This is a genomic window from Pseudaeromonas aegiceratis (assembly GCF_046254905.1).
Classification (GTDB): domain Bacteria; phylum Pseudomonadota; class Gammaproteobacteria; order Enterobacterales; family Aeromonadaceae; genus Pseudaeromonas; species Pseudaeromonas aegiceratis.
The window spans coordinates 1154835-1177813 of the sequence record NZ_CP158016.1 but is presented as its reverse complement, the minus strand read 5'-3'; the positions used below and the strand labels follow the sequence as shown (position 1 = coordinate 1177813).

Annotated in this window: 18 protein-coding genes; 8 read left to right on the top strand and 10 right to left on the bottom strand. The window is 62.9% G+C overall.

What is annotated here, in order from left to right:
• Nucleotides 1–28: 28 nt before the first annotated feature.
• The 3 genes from nifK to nifH all read right to left on the bottom strand — a co-directional run bounded on the left by nifK (nucleotide 29) and on the right by nifH (nucleotide 4072).
• Entirely contained in the window at nucleotides 29–1597 is a 1569-nt protein-coding gene (gene nifK, locus ABHF91_RS05595; protein WP_409422481.1) for a nitrogenase molybdenum-iron protein subunit beta, read from the bottom strand.
• A gap of 66 nt (nucleotides 1598–1663) precedes the next feature.
• The gene (gene nifD, locus ABHF91_RS05590; protein ID WP_345011615.1) at nucleotides 1664–3112 is read right to left on the bottom strand and encodes a nitrogenase molybdenum-iron protein alpha chain; all 1449 of its coding nucleotides are present in this window, start codon (nucleotides 3110–3112) and stop codon (nucleotides 1664–1666) included.
• 75 nt (nucleotides 3113–3187) lie between these two features.
• Nucleotides 3188–4072, bottom strand: coding sequence for a nitrogenase iron protein (gene nifH, locus ABHF91_RS05585; protein ID WP_409422480.1), 885 nt, complete (start codon nucleotides 4070–4072; stop codon nucleotides 3188–3190).
• Nucleotides 4073–4371: 299 nt separating this feature from the next.
• On the opposite strand from nifH, the gene ABHF91_RS05580 reads away from it, so the two are divergent.
• Both ABHF91_RS05580 and ABHF91_RS05575 read left to right on the top strand, forming a co-directional pair.
• Nucleotides 4372–4581, top strand: coding sequence for a hypothetical protein (locus ABHF91_RS05580; RefSeq protein ID WP_409422479.1), 210 nt, complete (start codon nucleotides 4372–4374; stop codon nucleotides 4579–4581).
• 94 nt (nucleotides 4582–4675) lie between these two features.
• Nucleotides 4676–6670: a methyl-accepting chemotaxis protein gene (locus ABHF91_RS05575; RefSeq protein WP_409422478.1), complete on the top strand. Its 1995-nt coding sequence runs from the start codon at nucleotides 4676–4678 to the stop codon at nucleotides 6668–6670.
• A gap of 81 nt (nucleotides 6671–6751) precedes the next feature.
• On the opposite strand, the gene ABHF91_RS05570 is transcribed toward ABHF91_RS05575, so the two are convergent.
• The 3 genes from ABHF91_RS05570 to ABHF91_RS05560 all read right to left on the bottom strand — a co-directional run bounded on the left by ABHF91_RS05570 (nucleotide 6752) and on the right by ABHF91_RS05560 (nucleotide 11631).
• The gene (locus ABHF91_RS05570; RefSeq protein ID WP_409422477.1) at nucleotides 6752–8641 is read right to left on the bottom strand and encodes an alpha-amylase C-terminal beta-sheet domain-containing protein; all 1890 of its coding nucleotides are present in this window, start codon (nucleotides 8639–8641) and stop codon (nucleotides 6752–6754) included.
• A 425-nt stretch (nucleotides 8642–9066) separates the two neighbouring features.
• Nucleotides 9067–10356 carry an alpha-amylase C-terminal beta-sheet domain-containing protein gene (locus ABHF91_RS05565; RefSeq protein ID WP_409422476.1) on the bottom strand — a complete coding sequence of 430 codons (1290 nt, stop codon included), beginning with the start codon at nucleotides 10354–10356 and terminating at the stop codon, nucleotides 9067–9069.
• Nucleotides 10357–10644: 288 nt separating this feature from the next.
• Nucleotides 10645–11631, bottom strand: coding sequence for a helix-turn-helix domain-containing protein (locus ABHF91_RS05560; RefSeq protein ID WP_409422475.1), 987 nt, complete (start codon nucleotides 11629–11631; stop codon nucleotides 10645–10647).
• 245 nt (nucleotides 11632–11876) lie between these two features.
• On the opposite strand from ABHF91_RS05560, the gene eat reads away from it, so the two are divergent.
• The 3 genes from eat to eutC all read left to right on the top strand — a co-directional run bounded on the left by eat (nucleotide 11877) and on the right by eutC (nucleotide 15591).
• Entirely contained in the window at nucleotides 11877–13268 is a 1392-nt protein-coding gene (eat, locus tag ABHF91_RS05555; RefSeq protein ID WP_409422474.1) for an ethanolamine permease, read from the top strand.
• 71 nt (nucleotides 13269–13339) lie between these two features.
• Nucleotides 13340–14758 carry an ethanolamine ammonia-lyase subunit EutB gene (locus ABHF91_RS05550; RefSeq protein ID WP_409422473.1) on the top strand — a complete coding sequence of 473 codons (1419 nt, stop codon included), beginning with the start codon at nucleotides 13340–13342 and terminating at the stop codon, nucleotides 14756–14758.
• A complete protein-coding gene (gene eutC / locus ABHF91_RS05545) occupies nucleotides 14755–15591 on the top strand; it encodes an ethanolamine ammonia-lyase subunit EutC (RefSeq protein WP_409422472.1) in 837 nt (278 codons plus the stop codon). Before ABHF91_RS05550 ends, eutC begins: the two co-directional genes overlap by 4 nt.
• Before the next feature lie 26 nt (nucleotides 15592–15617).
• Here eutC and ABHF91_RS05540 read toward each other — a convergent pair whose 3' ends face one another.
• Complete coding sequence (locus tag ABHF91_RS05540) at nucleotides 15618–16502, bottom strand: AraC family transcriptional regulator N-terminal domain-containing protein (RefSeq protein ID WP_409422471.1); 885 nt, start codon at nucleotides 16500–16502, stop codon at nucleotides 15618–15620.
• Between the two features lie 172 nt (nucleotides 16503–16674).
• On the opposite strand from ABHF91_RS05540, the gene ABHF91_RS05535 reads away from it, so the two are divergent.
• A complete protein-coding gene (locus ABHF91_RS05535; RefSeq protein ID WP_409422470.1) occupies nucleotides 16675–17832 on the top strand; it encodes an iron-containing alcohol dehydrogenase in 1158 nt (385 codons plus the stop codon).
• Nucleotides 17833–17901: 69 nt separating this feature from the next.
• On the opposite strand, the gene ABHF91_RS05530 is transcribed toward ABHF91_RS05535, so the two are convergent.
• The 3 genes from ABHF91_RS05530 to ABHF91_RS05520 form a co-directional block, all read right to left on the bottom strand.
• Nucleotides 17902–19287: an esterase-like activity of phytase family protein gene (locus tag ABHF91_RS05530; protein WP_409422469.1), complete on the bottom strand. Its 1386-nt coding sequence runs from the start codon at nucleotides 19285–19287 to the stop codon at nucleotides 17902–17904.
• A gap of 74 nt (nucleotides 19288–19361) precedes the next feature.
• Nucleotides 19362–20180 carry an NAD(+)--dinitrogen-reductase ADP-D-ribosyltransferase gene (locus ABHF91_RS05525; protein ID WP_409422468.1) on the bottom strand — a complete coding sequence of 273 codons (819 nt, stop codon included), beginning with the start codon at nucleotides 20178–20180 and terminating at the stop codon, nucleotides 19362–19364.
• The gene (locus ABHF91_RS05520; protein ID WP_409422467.1) at nucleotides 20161–21096 is read right to left on the bottom strand and encodes an ADP-ribosylglycohydrolase family protein; all 936 of its coding nucleotides are present in this window, start codon (nucleotides 21094–21096) and stop codon (nucleotides 20161–20163) included. Before ABHF91_RS05520 ends, ABHF91_RS05525 begins: the two co-directional genes overlap by 20 nt.
• Nucleotides 21097–21285: 189 nt before the next feature.
• Here ABHF91_RS05520 and purU point away from each other — a divergent pair, with 189 nt between their 5' ends.
• Together purU and ABHF91_RS05510 are read left to right on the top strand one after the other, a co-directional pair.
• Complete coding sequence (gene purU, locus ABHF91_RS05515) at nucleotides 21286–22122, top strand: formyltetrahydrofolate deformylase (protein WP_409422466.1); 837 nt, start codon at nucleotides 21286–21288, stop codon at nucleotides 22120–22122.
• 120 nt (nucleotides 22123–22242) lie between these two features.
• On the top strand, nucleotides 22243–22965 hold the full coding sequence (locus ABHF91_RS05510) for an SIMPL domain-containing protein (RefSeq protein WP_409422465.1): 723 nt from the start codon (nucleotides 22243–22245) through the stop codon (nucleotides 22963–22965).
• Nucleotides 22966–22979: the final 14 nt, after the last annotated feature.

The window sequence follows — 22979 nt, the reverse complement described above, 5'->3', positions numbered from 1 at the left end:
ACGGTTTCCCGTCCGGCCCTTGGCCTGATTAACGTACCAGGTCGAAGCTATAGTCGGTCTTGCCCATTTCCATGGTGTCTTCGTCCAGCTTCTCCAGCACGGCGTTGACCAGGGTGGTCAGCATGTACATGGCGCCTTCGTAGCCCCAGGTGGTCATGCGGTGCAGGTGGTGACGGTCGAAGATCGGGAAGCCCAGGCGGATGAGCGGCACTTCGAATGCCTTGCCCTTGGCCAGGGTGTCACGCTGGATGAACTTGCCGTAGCTGTTACCGATCATGAAGTCCGGCTTGTTGGTGAACATCAGCGAACGGAAGTGCCACAGGTCGCAACCGATGTAGACTTCGGAAGCCTGGCCGTAGGGCGAGGCCGCCAGCAGGGCCTTCATGGCCTTCTGCCACTTCTTGGAGCCGTTGTTGCACAGGATCACGGTGGGTTCGCAGCCCAGTTCCAGCAGGAACTTGGTCAGGCCCATGACGAAGTCAGGGTCACCGTACAGGCCGAACTTCTTGCCGTGCAGCCAGGTGTGGGAGTCGGTGATCATGTCCACCAGACGACCGCGCTCCAGGGCCAGCTCGTCGGAGATGGGCTTGCCGGTCAGCTCGGAGACCTTCATCAGGAACTCGTCGGTCCATTCCAGGCCCATGGGGATGTTCAGCTCGGAAGCCGGTTGACCCCAGCTGTCCTTGACCATCTTCTTGGTCTTCACCAGCTGCCAGGGTTGCAGCAGCAGGGTGTCGATGGCGTTGGGCGCATCCTTCATCTCGGCCTGGGTGGTGCCACCGCAATACATGCGGTATTCGCCATCGGCCGGGGTGTCCAGCACTTCGGACGGGTCGGACAGCAGGGTGGCGGGCACGTCCATCTGGGTCATCATGCGCTTGAGCACACGGTAGTTGCCCAGGTAGGTTTCGAAACCGGTCACCAGGTTCAGCTTGCCGTTGCTACCCACCTGGTAGTTGGCGTCTGCGCCCTTGGTGAAGGTGTTGCAGAACCCTTCGAACATGTTGTCCCAACCGGTCACGTGGCTACCGATGAAGCTGGGGGTGTGAGCGTAGGGAACCGGCATCTCCTGCGGGATATGGCCGTCCTTCTTGGCGTTGTTGGTGAACGCTTGCAAGTCGTCGCCGATAACTTCCGCCATACAGGTGGTGGAGACCGCGATGATGTCGGGCTTGTAGAGCGCCAGGGCGTTCTCCAGGCCGTCGTTCATGTTGGCGTGGCCGCCGAATACGGCCGCGTCTTCGGTCATGGAGTCGGATACACAGGCCACCGGCTCCTTGAAATGACGGTTGAAATAGGTGCGGAAGTAAGCAACACAACCTTGTGAACCGTGCACGTAAGGCAGGGTCTTCTCAAAGCCCAGGGAGCACAGCACGGCACCCAGGGGTTGACAGGCCTTGGCCGGGTCAATGGTCAGCGCTTCCCGGGAGAAGTTCAGATCCTGGTACTCCTGGGTGGTGGTCCACTCAAAGACTTCCTTGACCTTGGCAGCATCATGGGCTTCTTCGAACTTGGTCTTGTCGGCCCACAGGGTCTGGTATTCTTCCTGCTCGAACAGGGGAAAACCGGGTTTGATGTTTTCAATAGTTTGACTCATAGCGTTCTCCTTCCCGCGCCACTTATCCGTGGACTACGGCAAAAGCTATCGATTCCTTGAAGCCGCTCAGGCGCTCTTCTTCCAAGGCGCGGTCAACTGGGACCAGCAGGGATTGTTCAGGGTCATGTCCATGTCACGGGCGAAGATGGCGAAGCCGTCGTAGCCGTGGTACGGGCCTGAGTAGTCCCAGGAGTGCATCTGACGGAAGGGGATGCCCATCTTCTGGAAGATGTACTTCTCCTTGACGCCGGAGCCGATGAGGTCAGGCTTGACCGCCTTGACGAACTCTTCGAACTCGTAACCGGTCACGTCGTCGAACAGCAAGGTGGTGTCGCTGACTTCCGGCAGGGTACGGTCGTAGTCGTCGTTGTGGGCGAATTCATAGCCGGTCCCGACGATTTCCATGCCCAGATCCTCGTAGGCACCGATGACGTGACGGGGACGCAGGCCGCCCACATACAGCATCACCTTCTTGCCTTCCAGTCGCGGCTTGTACTTGGCGATGACCGCAGCGGTCTGGGCTTCGTACTTGGCGATCACGGCTTCAGCCTTCTGCTGGATAGACTCGTCGAACTGGGCAGCAATCTTGCGCAGGGACTCGGAGGTCTTGGTCGGGCCGAAGAAGTTGTATTCCATCCAAGGTATGCCGTACTTCTCTTCCATGTGACGGGAGATGTAGTTCATGGAGCGGTAGCAGTGCACCAGGTTCAGCTTCACCTTGGGGGTGTTTTCCATCTCGGCCAGGGTACCGTCACCGGACCACTGAGCCACCACGCGCAGCCCCATCTCTTCGAGCAGGATGCGAGAGGTCCAGGCGTCACCACCGATGTTGTAGTCACCAATGATGGCCACGTCGTAGGGAGTGGACTCGAAGGCCTGTTCGTCACGGTTCGGCAGGATCCAGTCACGCACCACGTCGTTGGCGATGTGGTGACCCAGGGACTGGGACACGCCGCGGAAGCCTTCACAACGCACCGGAACCACCGGCTTGTTGGTGGACTTGGCCGCTTGCTTGGAGACGGCTTCGATGTCGTCACCGATCAGGCCCACCGGACATTCGGACTGCACCGTGATGCCCTTGGACAGGGGGAACAGCATCTCCATCTCTTCGACGATCTTCAGCAGCTTCTTGTCGCCACCGAATACGATGTCCTTTTCTTGGAAGTCGGAGGTGAAGTTCATGGTGCCGAAGCTGTCCACGCCGGTCACACCGGTGTAGTAGTTACGACGGCCGGCACGGGAGTAAGCGCCGCAGCCAACGGGACCGTGGGACAGGTGGATCATGTCCTTGATGGGACCGAACACCACGCCCTTGGAACCGGCGTAGGCACAACCACGGATGGTCATGACGCCCGGCAGGGACTTACGGTTGGAGATGATGCACTTGCTGGCCTTCTCCAGGGTCGGATCGTTCACCGTGAGGTGCTTCTTACGATCCTTTTTGGCCTTCTCCGGGTAGACCTCCAGCACCTCTTGAATGAGGGCCAGGTTCTGTTCGCGCGTTCTGTCAGTCATAGCGAATTCCTTGCAACGATTGCAGTTGATGCAATGAGCCAACACCTGGCCGGCGCGAGGCCGGCCGGTGCGTCCTTATTGGGCCAAGGCCTCTTCGGCGGCAGTCTTGCCGACGATGGACTCGTCTTCGGCATCCATGATGCCGAATTCCATCAGCAGGGCTTCGAGTTCGTCCATGGTGACGGGGGTCGGCACAACCAGCAGCTTGTTGTCCACCACCTTGCGGGCCAGGGCGCGGTATTCGTCGGCCTGTTGGCAGGTGGGATCGTATTCGATAACGGTCATACGACGGATTTCGGCGCGCTGTACGATGTTGTCGCGGGGTACGAAGTGGATCATCTGGGTGCCCAGCTTCTCAGCCAGAGCGATGATCAGCTCGTCTTCGCGGTCGGTCTTACGGGAGTTACAGATCAGGCCACCCAGGCGGACGGAGCCGGACTTGGCGTACTTCACGATACCCTTGGAGATGTTGTTGGCCGCGTACATGGCCATCATCTCGCCGGAGCAAACGATGTAGATTTCCTGAGCCTTGTTTTCGCGGATGGGCATGGCGAAACCGCCACACACTACGTCACCCAGTACGTCATAGAACACGAAGTCCAGATCGTCGGCGTAGGCGCCTTCTTCTTCCAGGAAGTTGATGGCGGTGATAACACCACGACCGGCACAACCAACCCCCGGCTCCGGACCACCAGATTCGGCACAGCGAACACCGCCGTAACCGATCTGCAGCACGTCTTCGAGTTCCAGATCTTCAACGGAGCCGACTTCGGCGGCCATTTCCATGATGGTGTTCTGCGCCTTTGCGTGCAGGATCAGACGGGTAGAGTCGGCCTTGGGGTCACAACCGATGATCATCACCTTCTTACCCATTTCAGCCAGGGCAGACACCAGGTTCTGGGTGGTGGTAGACTTACCGATACCGCCCTTACCGTAGATAGCACATTGACGAATAGCCATGTCGTTTCTCCTTAAATGACAGTTGACGCCTTTACTACTGCACGTGACGTACCAGCGTGCCGTCTTAAGTCAAGCAACTGTTAAATAAGGTTTTTTAACTGGCATCGCATTTTGTCGACCTCGGCAAACGACACAAAGCCAAACCAATTGTGCGGATCAGTACACAAGTTTTGCGACCTATGTCGCATGGTTTGACCGCCGGCCAATGCCCCGGATGCTAATCGAGATCAAGTTCTCACCATGAGGTGGAGACTAGACTGGGCGCCGAACTGTTAGGCCCATCATCTAAAGGAGTCGCCATGCTCCCCCCCGATACCCTGCACAGCCTGCCCCATCTGTTGATGGCGGCCGTCGTGACCTTTGCCGTCGTGGTGCTCGGCACCATCATCACCCTGCAAACCACGGATCTGGTGCCCCGCTACAAGCACCGCCACCTGATCTGGGTCAGCAGTAAGCTGGGCCTGGTGCTCGGCCTGCTGGTGGGCTGTCTGGTGCTGCAGACCAGCTGACCGGCCGTCATGGTGGTGCCGGTGTCAGCGTCTATGCTTGTGATGACCGGACACTCTAAGGGCCCCAAGCGTGGCCCGTCGGCAAGGAGCCACCATGACACCCCACTCCCTCCGCCTCGGCACCAAGCTCGCCGCCCTGCAACTGACGGTGATCAGCCTCTGTCTGCTGATCGCCTGCCTGCTGCTGGGTGAACGCATCCGCCAGGCCCTCGAATCCCGCAGCCTGGCGGACTTGCAACAACAGACCCAGCTGGTGGCCACCACGGTGGACTTCTACCGGCTCAGCCTTGAGCAGCAGGCCCGGCAGCTGGCCCAGCAGTTTGCCCGCCGGTTAGGGGGAGAGCTGCACCTGGACTCGCGGCACAGCCTGCCCGCCGGCGATCTCAACCTGCCGGCCCTCTACGCCGGTGAGCAGCTGCTCAATGGCGACACCGGCCTGGTGGACGACTTCAGCCAGCAGCATGCCGACAACGGCGTGGTGGCCACCCTGTTCGTCCGCCAGGGGGATGACTTCGCCCGCATCAGCACCTCGTTGCGGGATCAGCAGGGCCAACGGGTGGTGGGCAGCTGGCTGGGAGCCCAGCACCCGGCCCACGCGGCCCTGCTGGCCGGCCGCCCCTACCTGGGCCGTGCCTGGCTGTTTGGCAGGGACTACTTCAACAGCTATCAGCCGGTGCTGGACCAGGGTGGCAGTGTCATCGCCGTGCTGTTTGTCGGGCTGGATTTCAGCCAGGGCCTGGCGCTGTTGCGGGAGAAGATCCGCCAGATCAAGGTGGGTGACACCGGCTATGTCTATGTGCTGGACGCCAGCGACGGCCCCCAGGCCGGTACCCTGGTGATCCACCCGTCCCTGGTGGGCAAGAACATCGCCGACAGCCAGGATGCCAACGGCCACTACTTCATTCGCCAGATGCTGCAGACCGGCGATGGCGTCATCCACTATCCCTGGCAGAACCCAGATCGCGGCGAGACCCAGCCCAGGAACAAGGTGGCGGTCTTCCAACATTATCCCCAGTGGCACTGGATCATCGCCGCCAGCAGCTATGAAGACGAGATCATCCGGGAGAGTCAGGCCATCCTCCATACCCTCTACTGGGGTATCCCAGTGCTGGTGGCCCTGGTGTTTGGCCTGATGCAATGGGTCAGCCGGCGCTGGATCAGCCGCCCCTTGAACGAGGCTCTGGCCGGCACCCAGCGGCTGGCGGCCGGGGATCTGACGGTGGGTTTCACCCCCCATAGCGGCGATGAGATAGGCCAGTTGGTATCGGCCCTGGGGCAGATGCGCCACAGCCTGTCGGCAACCCTGCAGCAGGTGCAGCAAAGCAGCCAGTGCCTGCAGAGTCAGGCGGAGCAGCTGAGTGCCACCGCCCATGCCCTGGCCCAGGGGGTCAGCGAACAAGCCGCCGCCGTGGAAGAGTCTTCGGCGGCGGTGGAGCAGATGAACGCCACCATAGACCGCAACGGCCAGCAGGCCGATGACACCGCCCGCCTGGCCAGGCAGGTGAATCAGCAGGCCAGGCAGAGCGGCCAGCAGGTGCAACAGACAGTCACCGACATGGGGCTCATCGCCCGCAAGGTGCAGGTCATCGACGACATCGCCTATCAGACCAACCTGCTGGCCTTGAATGCCGCCATCGAGGCGGCCCGGGCCGGCAGCCAGGGGCGCGGCTTTGCGGTGGTGGCGGGTGAGGTGCGTCAGCTGGCCGAACGCAGCCAGGTGGCGGCCAAGGAGATCGGCGACCTGACCCAGGGCAGCGCCCGGCAGGCGGAGGGCGCCGGCCAGGCACTGGAACAGATGTTGCCGCTTATCCGACAAACCGACGAACGGCTACAACAGATCCTGGCCGCCAGCCAGGAGCAGGCCACGGGGACCCGGCAGATCGAGGTGGCCATGAACCAGCTGAATCTCACCGCCCAGCAAGGAGCCGCCGCCAGCGAGCAGCTGGCCGCCACCGCCGGCCAGATGAGTCAGCAGGCCCAGCAGCTGATGGCCCAGGTGGCCTACTTCCGCCTGGCAGAGGATGAGCAGGACAACCGCTTACCCGCTGAACAGCCCCACGGCCTGTTAGCCCACTATGATCCCGCCTAACCGCGCCGGCACAAAAAAGAGGGGCGCCATTGGCGCCCCTTGAGATTAGGTTGACATCTTGGTCAACCGGCCACTGCCCCATCAGGGGAAGTCATGAATGCTGACAGGATCACTCACGCCGCGTTGGAACACGTTGACCTTACCGCACTTGGCGAAGTGATTGCCGCTGGTGTAGGGGGTGTCGGACTGGCTGACATCCGCTTCCCAACCGGCGCCGTTCTTGATGTAGGTCTTGAACTCAAACCAGACCCCGTCCACCGCCTTGGAGCAGTCCATCTGCACGTCCAGCATCCAGTAGTGCTGACCGTAGGTGTTCAGCTCCTCAACACCATAGCCATCCACCGCTACCGTCTTCTCATCACCCCAGCTGGAGGGCCATACATCCGTGGTCCAATCCATGGCGGTGCCGACGGCATCGGTACTCTGGGATGACTCGGCACCGTACCAATCCAGGTAGTTGTCGTTCGCCTTCCAGGGTGCCGTGGTGGCATTGAGCAGGTTGTTGTGCACGATGGGAATGGCGCACTCGTAGTTGCTCTCGGTGCAGGTCAGACCCAGGCTGTTGGCCGCATAGGTATGATCGATACCGCCCCGGACAAACATGTCCTCGCCGGAGGCCGTCTCACCGTAAACCAGCAGCACGGTGCGCTGATAGTCGCTGGTGTCGGTCTCCTCGTCGGTATCCTCGACCTTCTGCCACACCGCCCAATCGGTACCGGATTGATACAGTTCCCAGTTATCGCCGCTGGGTGACCAGTCGGTGCTGCCCATCTTCATGGCCACCTTGCCGTCGATGTAGGCGGCATACAGCCCTTGGGTGGCGGTGTCGATGGTGACGGTGGAGTCGGAGTTGATCCCCTGGGCCTTGCGCAGGGCCATCAGGCTCTTGATCTGGGTGCCCAGGCCCCAGTTAAAGTAGTGGGCGTAGTAGACAGACGGTACACCCGGGTGGGTCAGGATATAGGCATAGGCCTGCATCACCTTGTCACAGGGCACGGGCCAGTAGTTCTGCCCGCTGCTGCAGCTTTCGCTGGGACCGGTATCGTGGTTGTCCACGAAGGTCACCGAGTGGGACGGCCACCAGCCGATGGCACCCTGGGGCTTACCGTCGGAGTCTTCCAGCACAGAGTAGTTGTAGGTTTCCAGTGCCCGGTTCAGCAGCCCCTTGGTGGTGAAGTCAAACACGGCGCTGGTGCCACCGGTGGCGTCCACCCAGTTGATCAACAACTGGCGGTGGGCATCCGGGTAGCTGCCGCTGGAGCAGCTATCCCCCGTGTAACACAGGGTGCTCCAGTATTCGCCGACACTGAAATAGGGATCCGTGGCGTTGTTGTAGATCCCCACGTAGCTGCCGCTGTAACCCTTGACGTAGTCGTAGCGCCAACCGTCAAAACCCACCCCCTTGAGCACATTGTTCATCCAGTCTTCGATGCTGGTCTGCACGAAGCTCTGGCTGTGGTCTATGTCCCGGGCGGCGGAGTAGCCGTCACCGGAGTCGGCATTGCCGGGGGTGCCGCTGCAATCTGAACCGGAGGCAGTCCAGGCCTCGTCATCCGAGGTGATGGCCTGAGTGCTCCAGCTGGGATTGGCGAAACCACACCAGCTGCCGCTGCCGTTGCGGTGGTTGATGACGATATCCGCCAGTACCTCAACCCCCTTGTCGTGCAGGGTGCTGATCAGGCTGGAGAGTTCGGTTTCGGTGCCGTAGTTGGAGTTGAGGTCGTTGAGCTGCTCGGGCAGGTAACCTTCGTCTGAGCCGGCCTGGGAGGGGGGCGGCAGCCAGATCATGTCAAAGCCGGCGTCGGCAATCTCGTCGGCGTTGGCCTCCACCTGGGTATACCAGTCGCCTTCCGAAGCCGAGTTCCAGTGGAACCCTTGTAGCAAAATATCCGTATTGTTTTCCGGTATGTCGGCCTGAGCGTTAAACGCCAAGGCCGTCAACACCGACAGGGCGAGACATTGCAGTTTCATGGTGAGACATTCCTTCTGTCACTCGATCACTTGATGTTGTTGGATGGAGCTTGTTATGAGCACAGCGCTAGGACGCGCAGATAATCCATATCAGGATGTGCGTCCTGCGGGGCTGGCAGACCGCGGACTGTACCGCGCTGAGTAATTGCACGACTCCGGTCTGGCCAAAACAACGGGAAAAGCGAAGATTTGTGAGGAAGGTTTACCTTGCATCAAGGGAATGTGAATACTGACACCCTTTCTTAACGCGGCCTTACGGAGTGGGCGGAATGTGACCAAGCCGGCGCCATGTTCTGACCAGGGCACTCAGCTCTCAGGGATGAAATCCATATGAGACCGATGGTGATACTGTCCCCCCGCCCCGCAGGATCTGAGCGGGGGGAACAGTCAGGTGGCCGAGACGCCGGCCAACCAATAGGAACCCATTATTCCGACTTGTACCATACGGCCCAGTCGGTACCGGATTGGTACAGGGTCCAATTGTCACCACTAGGTGTCCAATCGGTGCTGCCCATCTTCATGGCCACCTTGCCGTCGATGTAGGCGGCATACAGCCCCTGGGTGGCGGTGTCTATGGTCACGCTGGAGTCGGAGTTGATCCCCTGGTCCTTGCGCAGGGCCATCAGGCTCTTGATCTGGCTCCCCAGATTCCAGTTGAAGTAGTGGGCATAGTAGACGGACGGTATCCCGGGGTGAGTCAGGATATAGGCATAGGCCTGCATCACCTTGTCACAGGGCACCGGCCAGTAGTTCTGCCCGCTGCTGCAGCTCTCGCTGGGACCGGTATCGTGGTTGTCCACAAAGGTCACCGAGTGGGACGGCCACCAGCCGATGGCGCCCTGGGGATTACCGTCTGAATCTTCCAGCACGGAATAGTCATAGGTCTCCAGTGCCCGGTTCAGCAGCCCCTTGGTGGTGAAGTCAAACACCGCACTGGTGCCGCCGGTGGCATCGATCCAGTTCATCAGCAACTGGCGGTGGGCATTGGGATACGTGCCGTCGGAACAGCTGTCGTCGTAATAGCACAGGGTGCTCCAGTATTCCCCCACGCTGAAGGAAGGATCCGTGGCGTTGTTGTAGATCTCCACGTAGCTGCCGTCATAGCCCTTGACGTAGTCGTAGCGCCAACCGTCGAAGCCCACGCCCTTGAGCACATTGTTCATCCAGTCTTCGATGCTGGTCTGCACGAAGCTCTGACTGTGGTCGATATCCCGGGCGGCGGAGTAGCCGTCACCGGAGTCGGCATTGCCGGCCGTGCCGCTGCAGTCGGAGCTGGAGTCGGTCCAGGCCTCGTCGTCCGAGGTGATGGCCTGGGTGCTCCAACTGGGATTGGCGAAGCCACACCAGCTGCCGGTGCCGTTGCGGTGGTTGATCACCACATCGGCCAGCACCTCTATGCCATCGTTATGCAGCGTGGTGATCAGGCTGGCCAACTCGGTTTCGGTGCCGTAGTTGGAGTTGAGATCGTTGAGCTGCTCGGGCAGGTAACCTTCGTCGGAGCCAGCCTGGGAAGGCGGCGGCAACCAGATCATGTCAAAGCCGGCATCGGCAATCTCGTCGGCGTTGGCCTCCACCTGGGTATACCAGTCGCCATCCGCAGCCGACTCCCAGTGGAACCCTTGCAGTATGATGGCGGTGTTGTTTTCCGGTATGTCGGCCTGGGCGTTAAACGCCGCGGCCATTAGCACGCTTAGTGCCAGACATTGCAGTTTCATGATGAGACATTCCTTCTGTCACTCGATCACTTGATGTTGTATGTGTCGTTATCGATTGTCTGCATCGAGACTCAAACGAGAGGATCGTCCATGTCCGATGCGCACTCCTGACAATCGCGGGCTCTTGTCCCGCCAGACAATTGCACGACGTGAGGTGTGAGAGGACAACGCAACAGAAGATTAAATGTGATTTAATACAGATAGTTACAATTGAAATGTGAAGACGGACACCCTTTCTTTGCTCTGCTTTACAGAGGAAAACCCAGGTTAACCTCGGCATTACCTTTCTTAATTGACCAATCCGGCCTCAACTGAAACATCCATGCCCGCATGTGCCTCCCGCGTCTGGGAGGGCAGACAGCCGAAAAGCTGGCGATAGTCACTGGCAAACTGACTGGGATGGTCAAAGCCCCAGGCGGCCGCCACCTCGGTCACCCGGCCTTCGCCGCGCAGCAAGGCACGGCGCACGGCGTTCAGCCGCAGGGCGCGCAGGTAATGCAGCGGGCTCTGCCCGGTCACCGTCTCGAAGCAGTATTGCAGGGTGCGCCGGCTGACGGCCAGCTGCTGGCACAGCTGGGCTATGCTGGCCTGCTGGGGGTCGGCCAACACCTTATCCCGGGCGGCGGCCACCACCTTCAGCCGCCGGCCATGACTGCGCGCCGCCAAGGGTTCCAGCTGGGCGCTATCCAGCAGATCCAGCACGAAACTCAGCACGGCGCCGTCCGGCGGGGCGCTGTCGGCCGCCGGATCCAGGCAGCGGGCCAGCAGCTGGCAACAGCGCTGGTAGGCCTGGGGGGTGGCCTGCCACAGGGGCTCTTGGCCCAGATTTCCCCAGTCGATCTGACAGCCCAGCTGGCCGGCCAGCTGCAGCAGGGCAGCCTTGGGCACCACTATGCCGTAGATGGCATAAGAGGCCGGGGTGATGAGCTCAAATTCCACCCCACCGGGACGGGTCAGCAGGGCATGCTGCGGCGCCTGACGACCATTGATGCGGATCTCCTGAGCCACCTGCACCGGCAGTCCCAGCCATAGGGATCCTTCCGGCACACAACAGGATTGCCGCACCGCTTGGCTGGTGGCCTCGCAGAACAACTGCAGCTGTCCCTGATGCCGTTCCAGCAGGGTGCCGCGAAACGCCCCGGCGGAAACCTGGTCATATTGCTGCTGCCAGTCGGTGAGGTTATTGGCGTGCTCATCGGCATCATCGGCACTCACCGCACGCAAATGGTGCGAGCCGTGCGGATTGAATCCCTCCCCTGCACCCTGCTGTGGCATGACTCGAAATCCTGTGATGGACGGCATGGCTCTGTCCCCCTCTAACACTCTGCTGTTTTCGCCATTTGTCGAACTTTATGCTCACGTTCGCCGATTTTGGCCACATTTTCGACGATGTTTTCTGGTTGGCATCATGTTTGCCAATTTCAGATAACGGCCCACAAAACGGCTTTGTTACTGTCCCTGGGTAACTTGCACAGCTGTTGCAGGGACATGCCAACAGAACTGTTTAACGGAGACTATCCATGAACCATGCCACTTCGTCGCAAAGCGACAACAAACTCAAGCCGGTGCTCGGCACCCTGCAACTGTGGGGTATCGCCGTGGGTCTGGTGATTTCGGGTGAATACTTCGGCTGGAGCTACGGCTGGGCCAGCGCCGGCACCCTGGGCTTCACCATCACGGCCCTGTTCGTCGCCCTGATGTACACCACCTTCATCTTCAGCTTCACCGAGCTGACCACCTCCACCCCCCAGGCCGGCGGCCCCTTCGCCTACAGCAAGCGCGCCTTCGGCCCCTTGGGCGGTTATCTGGCCGGTGCGGCCACCCTGGTGGAGTTCGTGTTTGCCCCGCCCGCCATCGCCCTGGCCATCGGCGCCTACCTGAAGGTGCAGTTCCCGGCCCTGGATGAGAAGATGGTGGCCGTCGCGGCCTACGTCGTCTTCATGGCCCTCAACATCATAGGGGTGCGCATCGCCGCCACCTTTGAGCTGCTGGTGACCATACTGGCCATCATAGAGCTGCTGGTGTTCATGGGCGTGGTCTCCCCGGCCTTCTCCTTCGAACACTTCGTGGCCGGTGGCTGGTCTGGTGAGAACAGCTTCAGCCTGGGCTCCATCCCCGGCATCTTCGCCGCCATTCCGTTTGCCATCTGGTTCTTCCTGGCCATTGAAGGCGTCGCCATGGCCGCCGAGGAAGCCAAGGATCCCAAGCGCTCCATCCCCATCGCCTACATCGCCGGTATCCTGACCCTGGTGGCCCTGGCCATTGGCGTCATGGTGTTTGCCGGTGGCAGCGGCGACTGGACCCGTCTGTCCAACATCAACGACCCGCTGCCCAAAGCCATGCTGGAAGTGGTTGGTGAGAACAGCGGCTGGATGCACATGCTGGTATGGCTGGGCTTGTTTGGTCTGGTGGCCTCCTTCCACGGCATCATCATCGGCTACTCCCGCCAGATCTATGCCCTGTCACGGGAAGCCTATCTGCCCACCTGGCTGGCCAAGGTCCATCCCAAGTTCGGCACCCCCTACCGTGCCATCCTGGCCGGTGGCGCCGTGGGTATCCTGGCGATCTTCTCCGATGAAGTGATCTCCTTCGGTGGCCTGCCGCTGACCGCCAACATCGTCACCATGGCGGTGTTCGGTGCCATCGCCATGTACATGCTGAGCATGCTGAGCCTGTTCAAGCTGCGCATGAGCGAACCCAAGATGGCCCGGCCCTTCAAGGCCCCCTTCTACCCCTACTTCCCGGCCTTCGCCCTGATCTCAGCCACCATCTGCATGCTGACCATGATCTACTACAACTTCATGATTTTCGTGCTGTTCGTGGCCTTCATGCTGGCCGGTTACATCTACTTCCGCCTCACAGGTCACCGCCGTGAAGCGGCCCTGCTGGTCGCTAGCGCGACCGCAGGCTAAGCAAGACCAGGCCTGCCGCGGCTGCGGCAGGCCTGTCGTTTTCTGCACCACTAGAGTTTTTGGGTGAGCCTATGTCCACGTCCCCCTATTTCCACCGCCTTGGTGCCCGCACCTACCAGTTTGCCGACCTCAAGAGCCTGATGGCCAAAGCCACGCCGCTGCGCTCCGGCGACCGGCTGGCGGGGCTCGCCGCCGACAGCGCCGAAGAGCGGGTGATCGCCCAGATGACCCTGGCCGAGCTGCCCCTGGCCACCTTCCTGCAGGAAGCCCTGATCCCCTACGAGCAGGACGAAATCACCCGCCTCATCCTCGACAGCCACGACCAGCGCGCCTTCGCTCCCCTCGCCCACCTGACGGTGGGAGACTTTCGCAACTGGCTGCTGAGCGATGCCGTCACCGCCGAGACCCTGGCGGCGGTGAAGAGCGGCATCACCCCCGAGATGGCTGCCGCCGTCGCCAAGATCATGCGCAATCAGGATCTGATCGCCGTGGCCAAGAAGTGCCGGGTCACCACCGCCTTTCGCAACACCATCGGCCTGCCGGGCCGCCTCTCCACCCGGCTGCAGCCCAATCACCCCACGGATGACGCCACCGGCATCGCCGCCAGCCTCCTGGACGGCCTGCTGTACGGCAGCGGCGATGCCGTGCTGGGCATCAACCCGGCCACCGACAACCTGCCCCAGGTCATCCGCCTGGTCAGCATGCTGGCGGAGATCATCGACCAGTACGCCATCCCCACCCAATCCTGCGTGCTGACCCATGTCACCAACACGCTGGAGGCCATCAACCGCGGCGCCCCGGTGGATCTGGTGTTCCAGTCCATCGGTGGCAGCGAGGCCACCAACAGCAGCTTCGGCTTCAACCTGGCCATGCTGGCGGAGGCCCGGGAGGCCGCCCTGTCCCTCAAGCGGGGTACGGTCGGCGACAACGTCATGTATTTTGAAACCGGTCAGGGCAGCGCCCTGTCCGCCAACGCCCACCATGGCGTGGATCAGCAGACCTGCGAGGCCCGCGCCTACGCCGTGGCCCGGGCCTTCTCCCCCCTGCTGGTGAATACGGTGGTGGGCTTCATCGGCCCCGAGTACCTGTATGACGGCAAGCAGATCATCCGCGCGGGCCTCGAGGATCACTTCTGCGCCAAGCTGCTGGGGCTGCCCATGGGCTGCGACGTCTGTTACACCAACCATGCCGAGGCGGATCAGGACGACATGGACGTGCTGCTGACCCTGCTAGGGGCCGCCGGCTGCACCTTCGTCATGGGCATTCCCGGCTCGGACGACATCATGCTCAACTACCAGACCACCTCGTTCCACGACGCCCTCTACGCCCGCCGGGTGCTGGGCCTCAGGCCCGCGCCGGAATTTGAGGCCTGGCTGGAGCGCATGGGCATCTTCACCCAGGCCCAGGGGCTGCCCTTCGCCCTGGCCGAGGGGCTGCCCGCCGCCTTCGAACCGGCCCTGGGCCGTCTGCCGGTAAGGAGCCAAGCATGACCCAATCCCCCCAACTGACCGCCGTGCAGGACGAAAACCAGATCACCGCCAACCCCTGGCAGGCCCTGCGGGCCTTCACCGATGCCCGCATCGCCCTGGGGCGCAGCGGGGTCAGCCAGCCCACCTCGGCCCAGCTGGCCTTTCAGCTGGCCCACGCCCAGGCCCGGGATGCGGTGCACCTGGCCCTGGACTTCCCGGCCCTGCAGGCCGAGCTGCAGGCCGCCGGCTTCGGCGCCAGCCTGCGGCTGCACAGCGCCGCCGCCGACCGGCATCAGTACCTGCAACGGCCGGATCTGGGCCGCCGGCTGGATGAGGCCAGCCGCGACACCCTCACCCCCCATCGCCAGGAGGGCGGCTACGATCTGGCCCTGGTGCTGGCGGATGGCTTGTCGGCCCTGGCTCTCAAGCAGAACGCCTTGCCGTTTCTGCAGGCGCTGCACGACAAGCTCAGTGGCGAAACCTGGAAGCTGGCCCCCCTGTGCCTGGTGGAACAGGGCCGGGTGGCGGTGGCGGACGAGGTGGCCCAGCGGCTGGGCGCCCGGGCCGTGGTGATCCTGGTGGGGGAACGGCCTGGCTTGAGCTCGCCGGACAGCCTGGGGCTCTACTTCACCCAGGGGCCCAAGGTGGGGCTGACCGACGAGCGGCGCAACTGCATCTCCAACGTGCGCCCGGCGGGCATGAGCTACGAGGAGGCCGCCTACCGGCTGCACTATCTGCTGAGTGAAGGCCGCCGCCGGCACTGCTCCGGCGTGGCGCTCAAAGACGAGACCGCCAGCCAGGGTCAGGAGGCCCTGGGCAGCGGCAACTTCTTGTTGGCGCCCCCCACCCCCTGACCTCGGGGCAGGCGGCCAAGCAACGCCTAGGCCGCCTGATCGCCTCGCGGGTTGCAGGCAAAGTGCCGCTTGTACTCTCGGCTGAACTGGGACGGGCTGTTGTAGCCCACCAGGGCGGCCGCCTCGGCGATCCCCCGCCCCTCTCGCAGGATCAACTCCCGCGCCCGGTTCAGGCGGATCTGCTTCATGTACTGCAGGGGTGACACCCGCGTCACCTGGCGAAAGGCCCGGTGGAAGGTGGAGACGCTCATATGGGCCTCCCCCGCCAGACTTTCCACCGTCAGGGGCTCAGCATACTCCCGATGGATGCGCCCCAGCACCCGGGCGATGCGGGCGTAGTGGCCGTCGTGGCGCGCCAGCTCCAGCAGCACATGGCTCTGCTCGCCGGTGAGCACCCGAAACAGGATTTCCTCCAGCAGGCCCGGTCCCAGGATGGCCGCCTCCACGGGGCTGGCCAGGGCCGTCAGCAGGCGCTGGCAGGCCGAGTCCAGATCCGACGGCAAGCGGGCGCTGGAGAGGCCGCACTCGATGGCCCGGCAGGGGGCCATGGGGGACTGGGGGGGATAGAGCCGCGCCACCTGGTCGTGCAGCCGCTGCAAGTCCACCTCCACCGCCAGGCCCAGGATGGGCTCCTCGGCACTGCACTGGGCCTCACACTCCAAGGGCAGCGGCACCCCCACCACCAGATAGCTGCCGGGGCCGTAGGCCACCTGCTGCTCCCCCAGATGGATGATCTTGTTGCCCTGACCCATGATGAGAATGCCCGACTGATAGGTCAGGGGCTGACGGGGGGTGCTGCGGCTGGCGCGAAAGAAGTGCACCCCAGGCAGGGCGGTGGCCGCCGCCCCCTCCAGCTGCTGCAGCCCCGCCTGTTCGGCAAAGCGACCCATGGCCTCGGCCAGTGTGATCATGGCGTTTCCTCAGCAGGGGCCGGTCAGCCAAAGGACCGGCATATTGATAGAAATAGGCAAATAATTGCCACTAATGTCGCTTATCCGGCGCCGCCATGGCAACTATTATGTCAGTCATAACCAAGGTGACCGACTGGTCGCCGACGCATCCCAAGCGTACCGAGGAGAGACAATGGACAACTTTACCTACTTCAACCCCACCCGCATTCACTTCGGCCAGGGCCAGATTGCCCAGCTGACCAACGAGATCCCCAGCGATGCCCGCATCCTCATCACCTATGGCGGCGGCAGCATCAAGAAGAACGGCGTGCTGGAGCAGGTCCATGCCGCCCTGGCCGGCCGGCACTTCCTGGAGTTTGGCGGCATCGAGGCCAACCCTCACTTCGAGACCCTGATGAAGGCGGTGGCCCTGGTGAAGGCCGAAGGCATCGACTTTATCCTGGCGGTGGGCGGTGGTTCCGTCATCGACGGCAGCAAGTTTATCGCCGCCGCCGCGCGCTACCAGGGCGATGCCTGGGAGATACTGCAGACCTACGGCAGCAAGGTGACCGAGGCCCTGCCCCTGGGCACGGTACTGACCCTGGCCGCCACCGGCTCCGAGATGAACGCCGGTGCCGTGGTGACCCGAGCCGAGACCCAGGACAAGCTGTTCTTCCACTCGGTCCATGTGCAGCCGCGCTTCTCCATCCTGGATCCCGTCACCACCTTCAGCCTGCCCCCCCGCCAGATCGCCAACGGCGTGGTGGACGCCTTCGTCCACACCCTGGAGCAGTACAGCACCTACCCGGTGAACGCCAAGGTGCAGGACCGCATCGCCGAGGGGCTGCTGCGCACTCTGATCGAGGAGGGCCCCAAGGCATTGGCCAACCCGCAGGATTACGACGTGCGAGCCAACCTGATGTGGAGCGCCACCATGGCGCTGAACGGCACCCTGAGCACCGGCGTGCCCACCGACTGGGCCACCCACATGATCGGCCACGAGCTGACCGGCCTGTACGGCCTGGATCACGCCCAGACCCTGGCCATAGTCCAGACCGCGGTGTGGAAGTACAAGCTGGCTGCCAAGCAGGCCAAGCTGGCTCAGTATGCCGAGCGGGTGTTCGACCTGCGTGACGGCAGCGACGAGCAAAAGGCTCTGGCCGCCATCGAGCAGACCGAGGCCTTCTTCGCCGCCATGGGCAACCCGCCGCGCCTGAGTGCCTACGGTCTGGGGGAAGAGGTGATCGAGCCGGTGGCCGCCAAGCTGACCGCCCACGGTCACGTGGCCCTGGGAGAGCACACCGACATCACCCCCGAGGATGTGAAGGCCATACTGCGTCTGGCTCTCTAAGGGCAGACCACAGCGCAAAACGCCACCTGTCGGTGGCGTTTTTTTATGCTGGATGACCGCACCCGGTACTCAGTACAAGGGCTTGTCCAGCTTGATGATCCACAGGTGGGAGACGGCGTCTTCGGCCGACAGGGGGCGGGTCAGCAAACGGCTCGCCACCGGCTTGCCGTCCATAAGCAACTGCCCGGTGCCGTCTGTCTGGTATTCGGTAGGGTCTTTTTCGCCCTTCATCGGATCCACTATGGTGACGTCCAGGCCGAAGTCGTTGTCGTTGCTCACCGCCAGGGTCTGGGCGTCGATCAGGGTCAGGCCTTCGGCCTTCTCCGGCTGCCAGCCCAGGTGCCGCAGATCCAGCAGCAGCTCCTTCTGCACCGGCACCACACCGGCGGAGGTCAGCGCCGCCAGGCTGGCAAACTCCGGCTCCTTGCCGTCCACCTGGACGCCGGTGAGATCCGTGGCACCCTGCAGGCTCAGCTTGTAGATGCGGTTGTGCATCTTCTTGGCTTTGTCCTTGCCCTGTTCCACCACCAGCAGGGTGTGTTCATCCACCGCCACCAGATCGCCGATCTTGGCGTCCTTGGCCTTCTTGTAGAAACCCTCCTCCAGCGGATAGGCCAGCATGCGGGTCTGGCCGGTGGCCGGATCCAGCTCTACCAGACGCAGAATGGGCGCCGTCTTGGCGGTCTTGCCATCGATGTCCAGGGTGCTCTGCACCGCGGCGATCACCTTGCCGGAAGGCAGCAGGGCCAGCCCCTCGAAGCCGCGGTTGGCCTGACGCCAGGCGATGACGCCCGGCAGGCCGCCGGCCACCGACTGCTCACCGGCCTGGGCCTCGGGACCCCATTTTTGCAGTATCTTGCCCTGGGCGTCGGCATGGAGGATGAAGGGGCCGTACTCGTCACACAGCCAGAAGCTGCCATCGGGGGCCAAGGCCAACCCCTCGCTGTCCAGCCCACGGCTGTCCGGCAAGGCGATGGCCTTGAGATCATCGGTCAGGGCCATCTCGTGGGTCGAGCCGACCGTGCCCACCGGCAGCGGCAGGCCGTGAATGGGGCCCTTGTCATCGTGCAGCAGTATGGGCTGCCCCACGCTGACCTGGCCGTCCTTGACCCGGATGGGCAGGATCTGCGGGGTGAAACCCGGCGCCACGAAGATCTTGCCGGAGAGCTTGTCCTTCCCTTGGCGCCAGTCCGGCGCATCGGCATTGGGGCCGCGGTCGGTCAGACTGTAGAACAACCAGCTACCGTCAGCCTGTACACCGGCGAAGGTGAGGCCAGACCCCACACCCAGGGGCAGGCCGGCGGCGAAGGCCGGTGCCTGCAGCCCGCTATAGGGCACCTTGAGGCTATCGGGCAGGGAGAGTTGCAAGGACTGGCTGACGGACGCGGCCTGGCTCAAGGGGGTACACAGGGCAAGGCCTAGAGCCAGCATGGAGAATCTGAATCGGCTAGACATGGGGCAATCCTTTGAATTATTGGAAATAAAAGACCCAGCCAGCCTAGAGCCATAGCGTGAAGGATTCATGACAATCAGGCATAGGGGGTCACAGGATAGCAGCCCCCCAACACCATATACTCGCCCTCCCCCTGCAGCACGCTGGGCAACAGCTGCTGATAGCAGACGATCTTGGGCAGCGGCACCTCCAGCTGATAGACCCGGGGGCCGAAGCGAAAGGCCTCCTCCGGGTTGTCGGTGCAGGAGCAGAGGTTGTTGAGCAGCATGACGGGCTGCCCCTCGAAGCTGTGGCTGGGCCGCTCGGTGCCGCCGCGATACAGGGTCAGGCGGCGGCGCAGGGGAAAGTCCCGCACCAGCTGGTACTGGCAGAAGCTGTAGAGCAGATCCAGCTGGTTATACAGGGCATTGCTGTTGTAGCCGGCCCAGCCGGCGGTGTGCAGGAAGCGGCCATAGGCCGGATCGTCGGGCCCAGTGATGGGCTCCTTGTAGAAGCGGGTACAGAGGCCAAAGCGCGACTCCACCCACTGCCGCCAGATGGCCCCCTGCTGATTGTCCGAGTCAAACAGCCAGCCCAGCAGCATCTGACCGTAATGCAGCCGCGGCCGCGGCACCGGGCCCATGGCCGGCACCTCCGGCAGCTCCGCCGCCGGCAGATGAAAGCGCACCGCCATGAAGTCGGTGAAGCAACGGCGCCGCGTGCGGCGGTCCGGGCAGGCATCCAGCCGGTCGAACAGATCCGCATACATCAGGTGCACCCCGTCCAGCTGCAACGCCACCGGCTCCAGCTGAAAGGCCAGGCAGGCCAGGTAGCGGGCCGGCAGATTGCAGTGGTTGAACGGCAGGGCCAGCCAGTCGTCCGGCAGGCCGTAGGGCTCAGGCAGGGAGATCAGCAAGCCGCGCCCCCACATCCTGGGGCGCCAGGCCATACAGGGCCTCGGCCAGGGCGGCGATGTCGGCGTGGCGGTGCAGGGCCTGGCACCATTCGGCCCGGATGGCCCCATGGCCGTAATGGGCGCCGGCCAGCTGGCCCGCCACCGCCGCCGTGGTGTCCGCATCATCCCCCAGGTTGGCCGCCGCCAGCACGCAATCGGCGAAGCTGTCGGTGTGCCAGAAGCACCACAGGGCGGCCTCCAGGCTCTCCACCACGAAGCCGCTGCCCTTCAAGGCCGCATAGGACTTGTCGATAAAGCTGCCCCCCTGCAGCGCCGCCAATTCAGGCTCGGTGGGCAGCTGGCAGGCCTGCAGCGCCTGGGCCTTGCCTTCACCGCGCAACAGGTGCCAGAGCAGCTCGCCAAACAGGGCGCAGCCGTCCAGACACAGGGGCGAGCCGTGGGTGGTACGGGAGCTCAAGGCGGCATAGTGGCGACAGGCGGACAAATCGGCCCGGTAGGCAATGACCACCGGGGCCAGGCGCATGATGGAGCCGTTGCCGGAACTCCAGCGGGAGCGGGCGCCGCTGTAGGGGTTGCCGCTTTTTTGAAAGCGCCGCAGGGCCGACTGCACCGTCATTCCCACGTCGAAGCAGACGCCCAGGCTGCTCTGGTAGCCGTTGTCCAGCCAGTCGCAGTAGCGGCGCATCTGATCCGCCGCATCGAAGCCGCCGCAGGCCAGCAGACTGGCCCCCAGGCACAGGGCCATGGAGGTGTCGTCGGTCCAGTGGCCCTTGGGCAGGCAGAAGTGTCCGCCGCCGTGCATGTCCTGCAGCGGGCTGAAGCTGCCTCGGGGGCGAAACTCCAAGGTGGTGCCGATGGCATCGCCGATGGCGAGCCCCACCAGACACCCTTTGGCGCGATCCACATCCTGTGTCATCTGCTCTCCTCGTGCGGACCCGACTACAGGCCCAGAGGCCCTATGCTGCCCCAGGCCCGGACTCATCCCTTTGCGTTAGGTCAAAGCCGCCCCACCCCGCCGCCGCTTTGTCCCCCGAGCCCCTGGCAAAGCCAGAAATTTGTGGCATAGTGTCCGACTTATCACGAGTCAGCCAGGAACACCTACAGGATGAAGCGCAAGATTCTGCTCACCGATTGCCCGGACGCCCAAGGTCTCATCGCCAAGATCACCTACATCTGCTACAAGCATCAGCTCAACATCATCAAGAACGACGAGTTCGTGGACCACACCCACGGCCGCTTCTTCATGCGTACCGAGCTGGAGGGGCGCTTCAACGACGAGACCCTGCTGGCGGATCTGGATGATACCCTGCCGATGGGCGCCAAACGCCGTCTGGTGGCCGCCGGCAAGAAGCGGGTGGTGATCCTGGTGACCAAGGAGGCCCACTGCCTGGGCGACATCCTGATCAAGAGCTATGAAGGCGCCCTGAACGTGGAGATCGCCGCCGTGGTGGGCAACTACGACAAGCTCGAGGATCTGGCCAACAAGTTCGGCGTGCCCTTCCATCATGTCAGCCACGAGGGCCTCAGCCGTGAGGAGCACGAGGCACAGATGCGGGCGGTGATCGATGGCTATACCCCGGACTACGTGGTGCTGGCCAAGTACATGCGGGTGCTGACTCCGGAATTCGTCTCGGCCTATCCCTATCGCATCATCAACATCCACCACTCCTTCCTACCGGCCTTCATCGGCGCCCGCCCCTATCAGCAGGCCTATGACCGCGGCGTGAAGATCATCGGCGCCACCGCCCACTTCGTCACCGACGATCTGGATGAGGGGCCCATCATAGACCAGCACGTGATCCCGGTGGATCACAGCTTCAGCGCCGAGGCCATGGCCAAGGCTGGCCGTGACGTGGAGCGCCTGGTGCTGACCCGGGGCCTGCGGCAAGTGCTGGAAGAACGGGTGTTCGTCCACGGCAACAAGACGGTGGTCTTCAAATAGCAAGCAGGGCGGGGAGCAATCTCCGCCCTGTTGGTTTCCGGCCCTGGCCCCCGCCAGGCCAACCGCATAGACTCACCAACGACTCCGGCCCCTGCGGCCCACAACGCAACAGGAGATATCATGCAATCCCAGCGCAACATCATGAGTTCACTGTTTCTGGGGGGCCTGCTGTGCATCGGCCTCATCGCCATGGGGGCCCTGCTGGCCGAGGGCATGCTGAAGTTTCGCGGCATGGATCGCAGCGTGGTGGTCAAGGGGCTGTCGGAGCGGGAAGTCCCGGCCAACGTGGCCATCTGGCCCATCCGTTTCACCGAGGTGGGCAACGCCCTGCCGGAGCTGTACGCCACCCTGGATGACAAGAGCGCCCGCATAGTGCACTTCCTGCGCCAGCATGGCTTCAGTGTCGACGAGATCTCCGTCTCCCAGCCCAGCCTGGTGGATCGTCAGGCCCAGGGCTTTAACGAGGCCACGGTGAACCAGGGCCGCTACACCGGGGCCATGACGGTGACCGTCTACAGCCACAAGATCGACAAGGTCCGCACCGCCATGGGCGAGATCAGCCAGCTGGGGCAGAGCGGCATCGCCATGACAGGCCAGGATTACGGCAACCAGACCCAGTTCCTGTTCACCGATCTCAATCGCTTGAAGCCTGAGATGATCGCCGAGGCCACCCAGAACGCCCGGGAGGTGGCCAGCAAGTTTGCCCAGGACTCCCAAAGCCGGCTGGGCAAGATCCGGCACGCCAGCCAGGGACAGTTCAGCATCACGGATCGCGACAGCAACACCCCCTACATCAAGAAGGTGCGTATCGTCTCCACCATAGAGTACTACCTGGGGGATTAATCCCCGGCCAGGCC

What these genes read in the sequence shown, in the direction of transcription:
- nifK (WP_409422481.1), bottom strand. Translation starts at nt 1,597, where the DNA reads ATGAGTCAAACTATTGAAAACATCAAACCCGGTTTTCCCCTGTTCGAG.
- nifD (WP_345011615.1), bottom strand. Translation starts at nt 3,112, where the DNA reads ATGACTGACAGAACGCGCGAACAGAACCTGGCCCTCATTCAAGAGGTG.
- nifH (WP_409422480.1), bottom strand. Translation starts at nt 4,072, where the DNA reads ATGGCTATTCGTCAATGTGCTATCTACGGTAAGGGCGGTATCGGTAAG.
- ABHF91_RS05580 (WP_409422479.1), top strand. Translation starts at nt 4,372, where the DNA reads ATGCTCCCCCCCGATACCCTGCACAGCCTGCCCCATCTGTTGATGGCG.
- ABHF91_RS05575 (WP_409422478.1), top strand. Translation starts at nt 4,676, where the DNA reads ATGACACCCCACTCCCTCCGCCTCGGCACCAAGCTCGCCGCCCTGCAA.
- ABHF91_RS05570 (WP_409422477.1), bottom strand. Translation starts at nt 8,641, where the DNA reads ATGAAACTGCAATGTCTCGCCCTGTCGGTGTTGACGGCCTTGGCGTTT.
- ABHF91_RS05565 (WP_409422476.1), bottom strand. Translation starts at nt 10,356, where the DNA reads ATGAAACTGCAATGTCTGGCACTAAGCGTGCTAATGGCCGCGGCGTTT.
- ABHF91_RS05560 (WP_409422475.1), bottom strand. Translation starts at nt 11,631, where the DNA reads ATGCCACAGCAGGGTGCAGGGGAGGGATTCAATCCGCACGGCTCGCAC.
- eat (WP_409422474.1), top strand. Translation starts at nt 11,877, where the DNA reads ATGAACCATGCCACTTCGTCGCAAAGCGACAACAAACTCAAGCCGGTG.
- ABHF91_RS05550 (WP_409422473.1), top strand. Translation starts at nt 13,340, where the DNA reads ATGTCCACGTCCCCCTATTTCCACCGCCTTGGTGCCCGCACCTACCAG.
- eutC (WP_409422472.1), top strand. Translation starts at nt 14,755, where the DNA reads ATGACCCAATCCCCCCAACTGACCGCCGTGCAGGACGAAAACCAGATC.
- ABHF91_RS05540 (WP_409422471.1), bottom strand. Translation starts at nt 16,502, where the DNA reads ATGATCACACTGGCCGAGGCCATGGGTCGCTTTGCCGAACAGGCGGGG.
- ABHF91_RS05535 (WP_409422470.1), top strand. Translation starts at nt 16,675, where the DNA reads ATGGACAACTTTACCTACTTCAACCCCACCCGCATTCACTTCGGCCAG.
- ABHF91_RS05530 (WP_409422469.1), bottom strand. Translation starts at nt 19,287, where the DNA reads ATGTCTAGCCGATTCAGATTCTCCATGCTGGCTCTAGGCCTTGCCCTG.
- ABHF91_RS05520 (WP_409422467.1), bottom strand. Translation starts at nt 21,096, where the DNA reads ATGACACAGGATGTGGATCGCGCCAAAGGGTGTCTGGTGGGGCTCGCC.
- purU (WP_409422466.1), top strand. Translation starts at nt 21,286, where the DNA reads ATGAAGCGCAAGATTCTGCTCACCGATTGCCCGGACGCCCAAGGTCTC.
- ABHF91_RS05510 (WP_409422465.1), top strand. Translation starts at nt 22,243, where the DNA reads ATGCAATCCCAGCGCAACATCATGAGTTCACTGTTTCTGGGGGGCCTG.